This is a genomic window from Sphingobium sp. (assembly GCF_035511395.1).
Taxonomy (GTDB): Bacteria; Pseudomonadota; Alphaproteobacteria; order Sphingomonadales; family Sphingomonadaceae; genus Sphingobium.
Window position 1 is genome coordinate 1 of record NZ_DATKFP010000205.1, and the last position, 12,472, is coordinate 12,472.

Here is a 12,472-nt window from a genome sequence, read left to right on the forward strand (position 1 = left end):
CGCCAAGCCCCGCTTCACGTCGCGGGACGGCGACCGGGTCGAACGACCCCGTGCCGATCGCAGTCGCCCGGAACGCGCGCGTACTGATGCACCGCGCACCGCCGCGCCCAAACCCTATCCGCCGCGCAGGACGGGACCGAAGAAACCCGCCGGCCCGGCCAATCCCCACCCCGCCCACGCAGCCGCAGAACTGGGCGGCAAGGGCGAGCCGCAGCGCATAGCCAAGCTGCTTGCCCGCGCCGGCATCGCATCGCGCCGCGAGATCGAACGGATGATCGAGGAAGGCCGCATTGCCAGGGACGGCGTGGCCCTAGATACGCCAGCGACCCTGCTGACCTCGCTCCACGGCGTTACCGTCGATGGCGTCGCGGTCGCTGCCCCGCCGCCCGCGCGCCTCTTCCTGTTCCACAAGCCGGTCGGCTATCTCACCACCGAACGCGATCCGGCCGGCCGGCCGACCATCTACGATCGCCTGCCGGCGGACCTGCCGCGCGTCATGCCGATCGGCCGACTGGACATGAACACCGAAGGCCTGTTGCTGCTCACCACCGACGGCGGTTTCAAGCGTCAGATGGAACTGCCCTCGACCGGCGTGCCCCGCACCTATCGCGCCCGCGCTTTTGGCGATGTCAGCCAGCAACAGCTCGAAGACTTGTTCGACGGGCTGGAGATTGACGGCGTGCGTTATGGCCAGATCGAGGCCAATCTGGAACGCCGGACCGGCCGCAACCAATGGATTGAAATGTCTCTGACCGAAGGCAAGAACCGCGAAGTCCGTCGTATCCTCGAACATCTCGACCTCAAGGTGAACCGCCTCATACGCACCAGCTATGGCCCCTTCCACTTGGGCGAATTGCCGGTCGGCGCGGTGGAGGAAGTGCGGCAGCATGACCTGATCCAGTTCCGCAACAGCCTGAAAGCAGCCCCGAAATGAGGATCATTTCCGGCCAGTGGCGCGGTCGCCCGTTGATGGCGCCCAAGGGCGACGCCACCCGGCCCACGGCCGATCGCACGCGCGAAACGCTCTTTTCCATGCTTACCAGCCGACTCGGATCGTTCGAGGGGCTGGCCGTCGGCGACTTCTTTGCCGGATCGGGCGCGCTGGGCTATGAAGCGCTGTCGCGCGGCGCAGCCTCCTGCCTGTTCGTCGAGCAGGACAAGGCGGCGCTCGATATCATCCGCGCCAATGGCGACAAGCTCGGCATCCGTCCCGACATCCGGTCGGGCAGCGTCATGTCGCTCGGCCCGGCGGGCAAGCCGCTCGACCTCATCTTCATGGATCCGCCTTATGATACGGGTGCTGGCCAGGTGGCGCTGGACAAGCTGGCACGTCTCGGCTGGACCAGCAGTGCGACTTGGGTCAGCATCGAGACCGACCGGCGTGAGGATGTGGAAGTAAAAGGCTTCGCCATCGACGCGGTGCGCGACGTCGGCAAGGCACGGCTGACGCTTCTCCGGGCCGAAGATTGATCGAGAGGTCGGCGCCGCGTGGAATGCCGCCGACCTCATCCAATGCTCAGGCCGCTTCGGCGTAGACTTCCGCTTCCTTCGCGATGAGAATGTCCGCCAGAAACTGATAGGCGTCCGCCCAAGCCGCGAGCACCGCGTCAGTCGCGACATCTTCGCCCAGCACTTCGCGAATGGCGGGCAGTAGCGCAGCGGCAACCTTTGGATAATGTTCGGGCTTCACCCCCGTATCGATATGGCGCGCGACCATGCGCGCCACCGCGCCGCCCAGCGCCTCCAGCTTATCGATATTTTCCGCATAACCTAATATCGCCGCCGCCAACCGGCGCGGCTGCTCGCCGCTTTCCTGTGCGGCCTGATCGAACATGGCCTTTACTTCCTCGTCCTTGAACAGCCGCGCATACATGGCGGTCGTGATCTCAACGCCATGTTTGCGCAGGGCGGGACCCGTGGATTTCACGATGCCGATGGTTTCAGCGGACAACGAAATGGACATGAGGAGCACCTTTCTGAGGTTATAAGGTGCATCTAATATGCATCTTATAAGATGTAAACAGGATACCTGTTTTTAGCCGCGTCTGGCCCCTATAACGAGGAAAGCCATGCAATTGACTCGCCACACCGACTATGCGCTGCGCGTGCTGCTCCATCTCGCCGTCGTCCCGACGGGTCGCGCCACGATTCCTGAAATCTCAGAGGCTTATGGCCTATCCCGCAATCATCTGATGAAGGTTGTACATGGCCTCGCGCTTGGCGGATTTTTGGATACTCAGCGTGGCCGTGGTGGCGGTTTCACCCTTGCAAAACTGCCGACGGAAATCCGCATCGGTGCAGTCGTCCGCCATAGTGAACCAGACATGAAAATGGCGGATTGCTCGAACTGTGCGATTCGTCCGGCATGTGGTCTGTCAGGCGTTCTCGCCGAGGCGACCAATGCCTTTCTCGCGGTCCTCGATCGCTACAGTCTGGCAGATGCCGCGCGCGACCGGGGCAGGCTGGCGGCGCTGATCGCCGCCCTGCCCGCCCCGGCGACGGGCCTTAGCGAGACCTGCGCGCCTTCCGGGCGTCACTCGGATTGATGCAACTGTCCTGTACCGTGCGCGAACAGACCGGATAATCCTTCGCCTCCGTTGGCGCCGGCGTCATGTTGCCGCCTACGGTCACGGGATTTGACGAGGATCCCACCGGCGCTGCCGGATCCTTCGGCGTGTCGGCCGGCGCCGGCGTCATCCCCGGATCGGGCGGGACCGCTCCAGTCGGCTGACCGGCATTGGGATCGGTCCCGGCAGGTGGCGTTGCAGGCATGGCGGGATCCGCAGCCGGCGGTGGCATACCCGGATCGGCAGAAGGCGGTGGTGTCGCGGGGTCGGCGGCAGGAGGCGGCGTGGCGGGCATGCCAGGTTCGGCGGGCGGCGTCATGGCGTCACCGGGTGGCTGGCTGCTCGGAACAGGCGTTTCCTGCGCAATGGCCATGCCGGATATGGTGGTGAAGCTCAGCAGGGCCACGCCCGCCAGCATGATCGTCTTCATCGGGAACATCCTTTCCTATGTTCTTCGCCCCGTTCGCCCGCTCGGGCAGAGAGAGAACCGGAAGGCCCGACCCACCGTTCCTCCGTCCGGCGCTGAAGCGTTGCCGTTCAGCGCCGGATGGAGAAAGCGTTAACCATCATGACCCGTCGGGATAGCGGTCGAACTTCGGCAAGGCGTGCGCGTCCGCCATCCATGGCGCCGCCTCCACCATCTGCACATGCGCCTGGGGCGGCAGCGCGGCGGGATCGTCCAGCGTCGCCGTCTGGATATCGATCGATCCGGGGAAGACGACGGGGTTGGTGTAGAACAGCCCTGTCCCGCATACGCCACAGAAATGACGCGTCGCATTTTCCGACGACTGGTAGGTGACCGGATCGCCGCTGATCGCCACCTTGTCGTGCGGAAACAAGGCCCAACCCACCATCGGCGCACCTGCGCTGGCCCGACAATCGGCGCAATGGCAAAGTGCACTATAGGCCGGCTCGCCCTCCGCTTCATATCGGATCGCGCCGCATTGGCATCTGCCAGTCACCGCACCTACGCTCACCATGGCTCATCTCCCTTGCGTGATTCGCCTTTTGTTCTCATAGATAGGTCTTCGCCGCAAGGCGTGCCCTTGCCCCTTTCGCCTCTCGACCCTAGTTGACCCAGATGACGCTGCCAGCCCCCTCTCCCAACGACCCACCCTATCTGAAGGGCCTTAACGAACCGCAGCGGCAGGCCGTGCTGACGACCGAGGGACCGGTGCTGGTGCTGGCCGGCGCGGGCACAGGGAAGACGGCGGCGCTGACCGCGCGGTTGGCCCATCTGATCGCCACCCGCCGCGCCTGGCCGTCGGAAATCCTGGCCGTGACCTTCACCAACAAGGCGGCGCGGGAAATGCGCACGCGCGTCGGCGGGATGATTGGCGACGCGGTTGAGGGGATGCCGTGGCTCGGCACCTTCCACGCCATCGCCGCGAAGATGCTGCGCCGCCATGCCGAACTGGTCGGGCTGCAATCCAATTTCACCATCCTCGATACCGACGACCAGTTGCGCCTGATGAAGCAGTTGATCCAGGCGGAAGGTATAGATGAGAAGCGTTGGCCAGCGCGCCAACTTGGCGGCCTGATCGACCAGTGGAAGAATAAGGGCTGGACGCCCGAAGATGTCGGCGCGGGCGAGAGCGAAGGCTATGCCCATGGCAAGGGGCAAAAGCTCTACGCCGCCTATCAGGCACGACTGCGCGACGTGAATGCCTGCGATTTCGGTGACTTGCTGCTGCATGCTCTGACAATTTTGAAGAAACATCGCGACGTGCTGGAGCAGTATCAGCAGAAATTCCGCTACATCATGGTGGACGAATATCAGGACACCAATTCCAGCCAGTATCTCTGGCTGCGGCTGCTTGCCCAGACACGCAAGAATATCTGCTGCGTGGGCGATGACGATCAGTCGATCTATTCATGGCGTGGCGCAGAAGTCGCCAATATCCTTCGGTTCGAAAAGGATTTTCCGGGCGCTACCATCATCCGGCTGGAGCAGAATTATCGCTCCACGCCGCATATCCTGGGCGCTGCATCGGGCGTAATCGCGGAGAATGGCAATCGCCTTGGCAAGACACTCTGGACCGACATCGATGTAGGCGAAAAGGTGCAGGTCGTCGGCGTCTGGGATGGCCCGGAGGAAGCCCGCCGCATCGGCGACGAGATTGAGGCGATCCAGCGGCGGGGCGGATCGCTCGACGAGGTCGCGATTCTCGTCCGCGCCCAGCACCAGACGCGCGAATTCGAAGACCGCTTCATCCAGATTGGCCTGCCCTATCGCATCGTCGGCGGCTTCCGCTTCTATGAGCGCGCCGAAATCCGCGATGCGCTCGCCTATCTGCGACTCGTGAACCAGCCGGCAGACGACCTTGCCTTCGAGCGGATCGTGAACGTCCCCAAGCGCGGCCTGGGCGACAAGGCCGTGGAGAAACTGCACCGACTCGCTCGGGCGCAGGGCATCCCCCTTGCCCTCGCCGCCGCGCGCATTCTCGACACTGACGAACTGACGCCGCAGGCGCGCCGCTCGCTCGGCGCTTTCATCGGCGATCTGTCCCGCTGGCGCGATCGCGCCGCGCAACTTCCCCATGCCGAACTGGCGCGACAGATACTGGACGAAAGCGGCTACACCGCGATGCTTCAGGCCGAGCGCACGACCGAAAGCGCCGGGCGACTCGAAAATCTGAGCGAACTCGCCCGTGCCATGGAGGAATATGAGACGCTTGGCGCCTTCCTGGAGCATGTCAGCCTCGTCATGGACAATGAGGCGCAGGCGGACGAGCGCAAGGTCACGATCATGACCATCCATGCCGCCAAGGGGCTGGAGTTCGACAATGTGTTCCTGGCCGGCTGGGAGGAAGGCATTTTTCCGTCTCAGCGCGCACTGGACGAAGGCGGGCTCAACAGCCTGGAGGAGGAACGGCGGCTCGCCTATGTGGCGATCACCCGCGCGCGCAAGCGCTGCACCATCGTCCACGCCGCGAACCGCCGCATCTATGGCCAGTGGACCAGCAGCATCCCCTCCCGATTCGTCGGCGAACTGCCTCCCGAACATGTGGAGGAAGAAAGCAGCATGAGCGGCGGCGCCTCGCTCTGGCGCGCCAATTGGTCGGAACGCGACGATCCCTTCGCCAATGTCGCGCGGAGCACGGGCCGCGGACCGGGCTGGCAGCGCGCGCAATCGACCGGCCAGTTCAGTCGTGAACCTGTGCGAATCGTCGAAGCACGCACGTCAGCCGTATCGCTCGGCAACAAGGGCCGCAGCGACATGAGCGTAGGCCTGCGTGTCTTCCACCAGAAATTCGGCTATGGCACAGTCGCGGAAATCGAAGGCAACAAGCTGGAGATCGACTTTGAGACGGCCGGGCGCAAGCGGGTGATGGACAGCTTCGTCTCGCTGGCGTGAACGCGGCCGTCAGCCGCGGCGTTCATTTCCCTTCGCACGGTTTCGGACTGATCACCGTATAACGCTCTGCCCGCGCCATGCAGGCGTTGCTGAATGTCTTGCGCCGCCATCCCTTGGCGGCGCACACGGGCGCATATTCGCGTGTGCAGATGGGCTTTTCCGGACGGGGAGGATGCGGCGGGCGCGGGCGATCCGGCCCAGGCATGGTTTCCATGCACCCACCAAGGATCAGCACGGCCGCAAGGCCTCCGATCGACAGGATTGAACGCTTCATGGCAACTCCCCTTCTCGATCCGCTATGCGGCTCGGGGAAGCTGATCCTCAATCAAAGTGATTGCAAGCCCGCTGATATGGCGCTCGGACCAACAAGCCTTTACGACAGTTGATCAACTAGAGGCCGTCGCTTCGGCCGGAGAATTTTCAAGAATATTCCGGACATCTTCCATGCCCGAGAATTGGTGGAGCCTAGCGGGATCGAACCGCTGACCTCCTGCATGCCATGCAGGCGCTCTCCCAGCTGAGCTAAGGCCCCATCGTTTGCAGCAATAGCCGCGTCCCAATGGATCAGGCCATGTCCGGCATAAGCCGTCGGCCGACATATCGGTATCCGTCGCATGCAACTGGAGCATCGAGATCCGTAAGAATCTCCCGACACCCCTTCGCTTGCGGTCGGGCGTTTTTCGGAAAATGCCCCGTCGGGCATTTTATCTTTCCGAAAAACTGGTGGAGCCTAGCGGGATCGAACCGCTGACCTCCTGCATGCCATGCAGGCGCTCTCCCAGCTGAGCTAAGGCCCCGTTACCAATTTTCCGAAGCGCCGTTTGGGTCCGGCGCCTCGGAGGTCGCTGCCTCTAGGAGGAGGCGACCCCGTTGGCAAGCACAAATTTCAATTAATTGTCGTCGTCATTATCGTCGCCGCCCGCGTCGACACCCAGGTCGTCATCGCCGCCCAGATCGACGTCGTTATCCGGCGAATCGCCGTCGTCATCCACGTCCAGATCGATGTCCAGATCATCGTCTGCCGTCTCACGCTCGCCGTCGGCAGTTTCGATGACCTTCTTGGGCGCAACCTCTTCATAAGGCAGCGGCTGCTTCGACTTCAGCACCGGCTCCGGTTCCCAGGCGGTGTTGCAGTTTATGCAGTTCACCGGGTCATCCTTGCCCAGGTCGTAGAAGCGAGTCGCGCATTTCGGGCAGGTCCGCTTCGTGCCCCATTCAGCCTTCACCATGTCCGGCCTGTTCCTTCTTCGATGCTCAAACAGAAATCACGCGGCGCGACGGATGTCGCCCGCGAAACGTCGGGCGCCTTGCCATAGCGAAACCGCGCTGTCAAAAGCCGCTCGCATTTTTTCGGTTCCAAGACATCGGATACCCCGTGACCCAGCATAGCGACATTCCCGCCCCCAAGACCTTCACCGCCGCCCCGGCCCTGTCCGGCAGCGCCACTGTGCCGGGCGACAAGAGCATTTCCCACCGGTCGCTGATGCTGTCGGCGCTGGCCGTTGGCGAAAGCCGCGTTGAAGGCTTGTTGGAGGGCGAAGATGTCCTGGCCACTGCCGCCGCAATGCGTGCCATGGGCGCGACCATCGAGCGCGACGAGGACGGCATATGGCACATCAATGGCGTCGGCGTCGGCGGCCTGCTCCAGCCGCAGACCGCGCTCGACATGGGCAATAGCGGCACCTCGACCCGGCTGCTGATGGGCCTGCTCGCCAGCCATGACCTGACCGCCACTTTCATCGGCGATGCATCGCTCAGCAAGCGCCCTATGGCCCGCGTGACCGAGCCACTGTCTCGCATGGGCGCCAGCTTCACCACCAGTCCGGGCGAGCGCCTGCCGCTCACCATGAAGGGCGCCTGCCCCGCCGTGCCGCTGGACTATCACCTTCCCGTCGCGTCAGCACAGGTCAAGTCGGCGATCCTGCTCGCCGGCCTCAATACGCCAGGCATAACCCGCGTGGTCGAATCAATCCCGACCCGCGATCATAGCGAGCGGATGCTCAAGGGCTTCGGCGCGGACCTGAATGTCGAGGTCGAGGGGGACGGCACACGCATCATCACGCTCGTTGGCGAAGCTGAACTGAAGCCGCAGCAGATCGTCGTGCCCGGCGACCCCTCCTCCGCCGCCTTCCCGATGGTGGCCGCGCTGTTGGTTTCGGGGTCGAAGGTCACGATCACCAATGTCGGCCTGAACACCACGCGCGCCGGCCTGATCGACCTGCTGCGCGAGATGGGCGGATCGATCGAAGTCGTCAACGCCCGCGAAGTCGGCGGCGAACCGGTCGGCGACCTCATCGTCACCGCCTCGGCGCTCAGGGGCGTCGAGCCGGACCCGGCGCGCGCACCCAGCATGATCGACGAATATCCGGTCGCTTTCATCGCCGCCGCTCTTGCCGAAGGGCGCAGTGTCTTCCGCGGCCTTGAGGAACTGCGCGTCAAGGAATCGGACCGCATCGCCACGATGGCGGAAGGATTGCGTGCGATCGGCGTGCGGGTAGAGGAACTGGAGGACGGCATCATCATCAATGGCAGCGGCGGCGCGCCGCTGGCTGGCGGCGGCCCGATCGCGACCAAGCTGGACCATCGCATCGCCATGAGCTTCGCGATCGCGGGCCTGGTGTCGAAGGACGGCGTCACCATCGACGACATGCGTCCGGTGGCGACCAGCTTCCCGACATTCCTGCCGCTGCTCCAGTCACTGGGAGCCATTGCATGATCATCGCAGTCGACGGCCCCGCCGCATCGGGCAAGGGTACCATCGCCAAGGCCTTGGGGCGCCATTACAGCTTGCCGGTGCTCGACACCGGCCTGCTCTATCGCGCAGTAGGCCTGTCCGTCCTCAAGCAGGGCGGCGATCCCGATCATGAGACGGATGCGCTCGCAGCCTGCGATTTCACCGACTCGATCCTCGCCGATCCGGCACTACGCAGCGAAGCCGTCGGCAGCCTCGCCTCACGCGTGTCGGTGCATCAAAGCGTGCGCGACGCGCTGGTGCAGCGCCAGCGCGATTTCGCCACCCAACCGGGCGGCGCGATCCTCGACGGGCGCGACATCGGCACCGTGATCGCGCCCGATGCCGACGCCAAGATTTTCGTGACCGCCAGCGTCCATGTCCGGGCCGAGCGCCGCTACAAGGATGCCCTCTCCCATGGCGGCCATCCCGACATGGACAGCCTGATTGCCGACATCCAGGCACGCGACACCCGCGACATGAGCCGCGACCATGCCCCGCTCAAGGTGGCGCAGGGTGCGGACTTGCTAGACACGTCGGATTTGACTATAGACGCGGCCGTCCAGCGGGCCATCGCGCTTGTGGACGCCCAGCTTGAAGGTCGCCCCTGAGGAGTGACCCGATAAGGCGCGCGGATATTCCGGGCGCCCATTTCGCTTATCTCGCCTGCGCGTTCCCAAGGCCTAAGCCCTTGGATACTTGAGCGATATTCGGTCGCCCAAGTAGTTTGGCCAAAGACCATCGGACACAACCGATTGGCCAGCAATGATGAGTGAAGGACACTATATGGCCTCTGTGGCATTCCCTTCGCGCGACGATTTCGCCGCGCTTCTCAATGATTCCCTCGGTGGCGAGGACGGCGGCTTCGAAGGCCGCGTCGTCAAGGGCACCGTTACCGCCATCGAAAACGACCTGGCTGTCATCGACGTCGGTCTGAAGTCGGAAGGCCGCGTGCCGCTCCGCGAATTCGCCATGCCCGGTCAGAAGGCTGATCTGAAGGTCGGCGACGAAGTCGAAGTCTATGTCGACCGCGTCGAAAACGCCCATGGCGAAGCCATGCTGTCGCGTGACCGCGCTCGCCGCGAAGCCGCCTGGGACAAGCTGGAAGCAGAGTTCACCGAAAGCGCCCGCGTCGAAGGCGTCATCTTCGGCCGCGTCAAGGGTGGCTTCACCGTCGACCTCGACGGCGCCGTGGCGTTCCTGCCCGGTTCGCAGGTCGATATCCGCCCGGTGCGCGACGTCACCCCGCTCATGGACATTCCGCAGCCCTTCCAGATCCTCAAGATGGATCGCCGCCGCGGCAACATCGTCGTGTCGCGTCGCGCCATTCTGGAAGAAACCCGCGCTGAACAGCGCAGCGGCCTGATCCAGACGCTGGCCGAAGGCCAGATCATCGAAGGCGTCGTCAAGAACATCACCGACTATGGTGCGTTCGTTGACCTGGGCGGCATCGATGGCCTGCTGCACGTCACCGACCTGTCGTACAAGCGCATCAACCACCCGAACGAGATGATCAACATCGGCGATACCGTCCGTGTCCAGATCATCCGCATCAACCGCGACACCCAGCGCATCAGCCTCGGCATGAAGCAGCTGGAAAGCGATCCGTGGGAAGGCGCATCGGCCAAGTACCCCGTCGGCGCCAAGCTGTCGGGCCGCGTCACGAACATCACCGAATATGGTGCGTTCGTCGAGCTGGAGCCGGGCATCGAAGGCCTGGTCCACGTTTCGGAAATGTCCTGGACCAAGAAGAACGTCCACCCCGGCAAGATCGTTTCGACCAGCCAGGAAGTCGAAGTTCTGGTTCTGGAAGTCGATCCCGAGAAGCGCCGCATCTCGCTCGGCCTCAAGCAGGCCCAGTCGAATCCGTGGGACAGCTTTGCCGAGCGTCACCCGATCGGCTCGACCGTCGAGGGCGAAGTTAAGAACGCGACCGAGTTCGGCCTGTTCATCGGCCTGGACGGCGACGTCGACGGCATGGTCCACATGTCGGACATCGCCTGGGGCATTTCGGGCGAAGACGCGCTGGCGCTGCACCGCAAGGGCGAGACGGTTTCGGCCGTCGTTCTCGACATCGACGTCGAGAAGGAGCGCATCAGCCTCGGCATGAAGCAGCTTGAGCGTGGCGGCCCGGCCGCTGGCGGCACTTCGGCTGCTGCTGCCGGCCTGAACAAGAACGCGATCGTCACCGTGACCGTTCTGGAAGTCCGCGACGGCGGCCTGGAAGTCCAGGCTGGCGACGACGGCGCCACCGGCTTCATCAAGCGCAGCGACCTGGGTCGCGACCGCGACGAACAGCGTTCGGAGCGTTTCCAGATCGGCCAGAAGTTCGATGCGATGGTGACCGGCTTCGACCGCGCCAAGAAGCCGACCTTCTCGATCAAGGCGATGCAGATCGCCGAAGAGAAGCAGGCGGTTGCGCAGTATGGCTCGTCGGACAGCGGCGCTTCGCTGGGCGACATTCTGGGCGAAGCCCTGAAGGCCAAAAGCGAAGGCTGATCCCACAAAAAGGGATTACCTCTAAAAAGCCCGCCGGGACAAATGTCCCGGCGGGCTTTTGCTTTTCTTGCCATACCGAAACGATCTTGCGCACACCGATTGCCAACGCCTTGCAAAAGCTTTATGAAATGCAGAAGGGAAAAGCTGCAGAGGGGCGGCGAAGCACCAATGATCCGTTCGGAATTGATCCAGAAGCTGACTGACGAGAATCCGGAACTGACCGTGCCGGAGGTTGAAAGGATCGTTGATCTTTTCTTCAAGGAAATCGTCGATCGATTGGCGACAGGCGGCCGTGTCGAACTACGCGGCTTTGGCGCTTTCACGACCCGCGCGCGCGATGCTCGTACGGGCCGAAACCCACGTACCGGCGAACAGGTACCGGTCTCCGCCAAGCGCGTGCCCTATTTCAAGCCGGGCAAGGAAATGCGCGAACGGCTGAATGCCATGGGCGAATCCGCAACCGACGCTTGACCTCGACCGCGCCAACCTTCAGGGGGAAGCAGGCCTGAAGGTTTCGGGCGGACGTGGCGAAATCGGTAGACGCAGCGGACTTAAAATCCGCCTCCCCCTGGGAATGCGGGTTCAAGTCCCGCCGTCCGTACCAGAGCGAAGAGCGGGCGCTTCCGAGGGAGGAAGCACACCCGCTCATCCGACTTTATGCCCTGCCATTCCAGCCTGTCGGCTCGTCTACGGCAGGCGACGGTCCGTCGTAGAGACGCGGAATCGGATAATTCGTGCCTTTTTCTTGCGCGGGGGTAGAAATTCCGTCCCCCAGCCGCAATGATGGGTCATGGCCGGCGTAATCAACCCCAACAGTTTCAGTGACTCCCTCGTTATCCTGGGGGCTGCGGGGCTCGTCATCCCCGGCTTCGCCCGGTTCCGCATCAGTCCGGTGATCGGGTTCATTCTGGTCGGCCTCGCGGTGGGACCGGCCGGCCTTGGTTCGCTGGTGGACGAATATCCGTGGCTCTACCATGTCACCATATCCAATCGGGAAGCCATCGAACCATTCGCCGAACTCGGCGTGATCCTGCTGCTCTTCTCCATCGGCCTGGAACTTAGTTTCCGGCGTCTATGGTCGATGCGAACACAGGTCTTCGGTGTAGGCGCGACCGAACTGATCGGCAGCGGCCTGCTGATCGCAGCGGGTCTCTATTTGCTGGGACAACCCACGGCCGGCGCGATCGGGCTGGGCCTTGCACTTGCCCTGTCGTCCACGGCGGTCGTGCTTCCCATGGTCGGCACGCAGAGCGCGGTGGGACGCGCCGCCTTCTCGATGCTGTTGTTCGAGGATCTGGCGCTCGTTCCCATCATCTT

At 63.5% G+C, this 12,472-nt stretch carries 14 protein-coding genes and 3 tRNA genes; 10 read left to right on the forward strand and 7 right to left on the reverse strand.

Features of this window, described 5'->3' with window-relative positions:
- Both VMR39_RS14395 and rsmD read left to right on the forward strand, forming a co-directional pair.
- Positions 1-934 (forward strand): pseudouridine synthase (locus VMR39_RS14395; RefSeq protein ID WP_325416681.1); only part of this gene is annotated, 934 nt, incomplete at its 5' end.
- Positions 931-1,470 (forward strand): 16S rRNA (guanine(966)-N(2))-methyltransferase RsmD, encoded by a 540-nt coding sequence (gene rsmD / locus VMR39_RS14400; protein WP_325416682.1) that lies wholly within the window; start codon positions 931-933, stop codon positions 1,468-1,470. The genes VMR39_RS14395 and rsmD, both read left to right, overlap by 4 nt.
- A 46-nt stretch (positions 1,471-1,516) precedes the next feature.
- Here the strand turns inward: rsmD and VMR39_RS14405 are convergent, their stop codons facing one another.
- Positions 1,517-1,963 (reverse strand): globin domain-containing protein, encoded by a 447-nt coding sequence (locus tag VMR39_RS14405; RefSeq protein WP_325416683.1) that lies wholly within the window; start codon positions 1,961-1,963, stop codon positions 1,517-1,519.
- Positions 1,964-2,069: 106 nt separating this feature from the next.
- Between VMR39_RS14405 and VMR39_RS14410 the strand changes: the two genes are divergently transcribed.
- A complete protein-coding gene (locus VMR39_RS14410) occupies positions 2,070-2,546 on the forward strand; it encodes an Rrf2 family transcriptional regulator (RefSeq protein ID WP_325416684.1) in 477 nt (158 codons plus the stop codon).
- On the opposite strand, the gene VMR39_RS14415 is transcribed toward VMR39_RS14410, so the two are convergent.
- Together VMR39_RS14415 and VMR39_RS14420 are read right to left on the reverse strand one after the other, a co-directional pair.
- Complete coding sequence (locus VMR39_RS14415) at positions 2,506-2,997, reverse strand: Fe-S oxidoreductase (protein ID WP_325416685.1); 492 nt, start codon at positions 2,995-2,997, stop codon at positions 2,506-2,508. The genes VMR39_RS14410 and VMR39_RS14415 overlap by 41 nt on opposite strands.
- A 136-nt stretch (positions 2,998-3,133) precedes the next feature.
- Entirely contained in the window at positions 3,134-3,547 is a 414-nt protein-coding gene (locus VMR39_RS14420; RefSeq protein ID WP_325416686.1) for a GFA family protein, read from the reverse strand.
- A 101-nt stretch (positions 3,548-3,648) separates the two neighbouring features.
- On the opposite strand from VMR39_RS14420, the gene VMR39_RS14425 reads away from it, so the two are divergent.
- Entirely contained in the window at positions 3,649-5,925 is a 2,277-nt protein-coding gene (locus VMR39_RS14425; RefSeq protein ID WP_325416687.1) for an ATP-dependent helicase, read from the forward strand.
- A 22-nt stretch (positions 5,926-5,947) separates the two neighbouring features.
- Here VMR39_RS14425 and VMR39_RS14430 read toward each other — a convergent pair whose 3' ends face one another.
- The 4 genes from VMR39_RS14430 to VMR39_RS14445 all read right to left on the reverse strand — a co-directional run bounded on the left by VMR39_RS14430 (position 5,948) and on the right by VMR39_RS14445 (position 7,154).
- The gene (locus VMR39_RS14430) at positions 5,948-6,199 is read right to left on the reverse strand and encodes a hypothetical protein (RefSeq protein WP_325416688.1); all 252 of its coding nucleotides are present in this window, start codon (positions 6,197-6,199) and stop codon (positions 5,948-5,950) included.
- A 182-nt stretch (positions 6,200-6,381) separates the two neighbouring features.
- A tRNA-Ala gene (locus VMR39_RS14435) sits at positions 6,382-6,457 on the reverse strand.
- 189 nt (positions 6,458-6,646) lie between these two features.
- Positions 6,647-6,722, reverse strand: a tRNA-Ala gene (locus tag VMR39_RS14440).
- Positions 6,723-6,815: 93 nt separating this feature from the next.
- Positions 6,816-7,154: a TIGR02300 family protein gene (locus VMR39_RS14445; RefSeq protein WP_325416689.1), complete on the reverse strand. Its 339-nt coding sequence runs from the start codon at positions 7,152-7,154 to the stop codon at positions 6,816-6,818.
- Between the two features lie 146 nt (positions 7,155-7,300).
- Between VMR39_RS14445 and aroA the strand changes: the two genes are divergently transcribed.
- The 6 genes from aroA to VMR39_RS14475 all read left to right on the forward strand — a co-directional run.
- Complete coding sequence (gene aroA / locus VMR39_RS14450) at positions 7,301-8,641, forward strand: 3-phosphoshikimate 1-carboxyvinyltransferase (RefSeq protein ID WP_325416690.1); 1,341 nt, start codon at positions 7,301-7,303, stop codon at positions 8,639-8,641.
- The gene (gene cmk / locus VMR39_RS14455) at positions 8,638-9,267 is read left to right on the forward strand and encodes a (d)CMP kinase (RefSeq protein WP_325416691.1); all 630 of its coding nucleotides are present in this window, start codon (positions 8,638-8,640) and stop codon (positions 9,265-9,267) included. Before aroA ends, cmk begins: the two co-directional genes overlap by 4 nt.
- A gap of 175 nt (positions 9,268-9,442) precedes the next feature.
- Positions 9,443-11,155 (forward strand): 30S ribosomal protein S1, encoded by a 1,713-nt coding sequence (rpsA, locus tag VMR39_RS14460; RefSeq protein ID WP_325416692.1) that lies wholly within the window; start codon positions 9,443-9,445, stop codon positions 11,153-11,155.
- Positions 11,156-11,323: 168 nt separating this feature from the next.
- On the forward strand, positions 11,324-11,626 hold the full coding sequence (locus VMR39_RS14465) for an integration host factor subunit beta (RefSeq protein ID WP_325416693.1): 303 nt from the start codon (positions 11,324-11,326) through the stop codon (positions 11,624-11,626).
- 47 nt (positions 11,627-11,673) lie between these two features.
- Positions 11,674-11,759: transfer RNA gene (locus VMR39_RS14470), tRNA-Leu, on the forward strand.
- Between the two features lie 186 nt (positions 11,760-11,945).
- The coding region (locus VMR39_RS14475) for a cation:proton antiporter (protein WP_325416694.1) at positions 11,946-12,472 on the forward strand (527 nt) is incomplete at its 3' end.

Coding starts and splice junctions, on each gene's coding strand:
- rsmD (WP_325416682.1), top strand. CDS start 931: ATGAGGATCATTTCCGGCCAGTGGCGCGGTCGCCCGTTGATGGCGCCC.
- VMR39_RS14405 (WP_325416683.1), bottom strand. CDS start 1,963: ATGTCCATTTCGTTGTCCGCTGAAACCATCGGCATCGTGAAATCCACG.
- VMR39_RS14410 (WP_325416684.1), top strand. CDS start 2,070: ATGCAATTGACTCGCCACACCGACTATGCGCTGCGCGTGCTGCTCCAT.
- VMR39_RS14415 (WP_325416685.1), bottom strand. CDS start 2,997: ATGAAGACGATCATGCTGGCGGGCGTGGCCCTGCTGAGCTTCACCACC.
- VMR39_RS14420 (WP_325416686.1), bottom strand. CDS start 3,547: ATGGTGAGCGTAGGTGCGGTGACTGGCAGATGCCAATGCGGCGCGATC.
- VMR39_RS14425 (WP_325416687.1), top strand. CDS start 3,649: ATGACGCTGCCAGCCCCCTCTCCCAACGACCCACCCTATCTGAAGGGC.
- VMR39_RS14430 (WP_325416688.1), bottom strand. CDS start 6,199: ATGAAGCGTTCAATCCTGTCGATCGGAGGCCTTGCGGCCGTGCTGATC.
- VMR39_RS14445 (WP_325416689.1), bottom strand. CDS start 7,154: ATGGTGAAGGCTGAATGGGGCACGAAGCGGACCTGCCCGAAATGCGCG.
- cmk (WP_325416691.1), top strand. CDS start 8,638: ATGATCATCGCAGTCGACGGCCCCGCCGCATCGGGCAAGGGTACCATC.
- rpsA (WP_325416692.1), top strand. CDS start 9,443: ATGGCCTCTGTGGCATTCCCTTCGCGCGACGATTTCGCCGCGCTTCTC.
- VMR39_RS14465 (WP_325416693.1), top strand. CDS start 11,324: ATGATCCGTTCGGAATTGATCCAGAAGCTGACTGACGAGAATCCGGAA.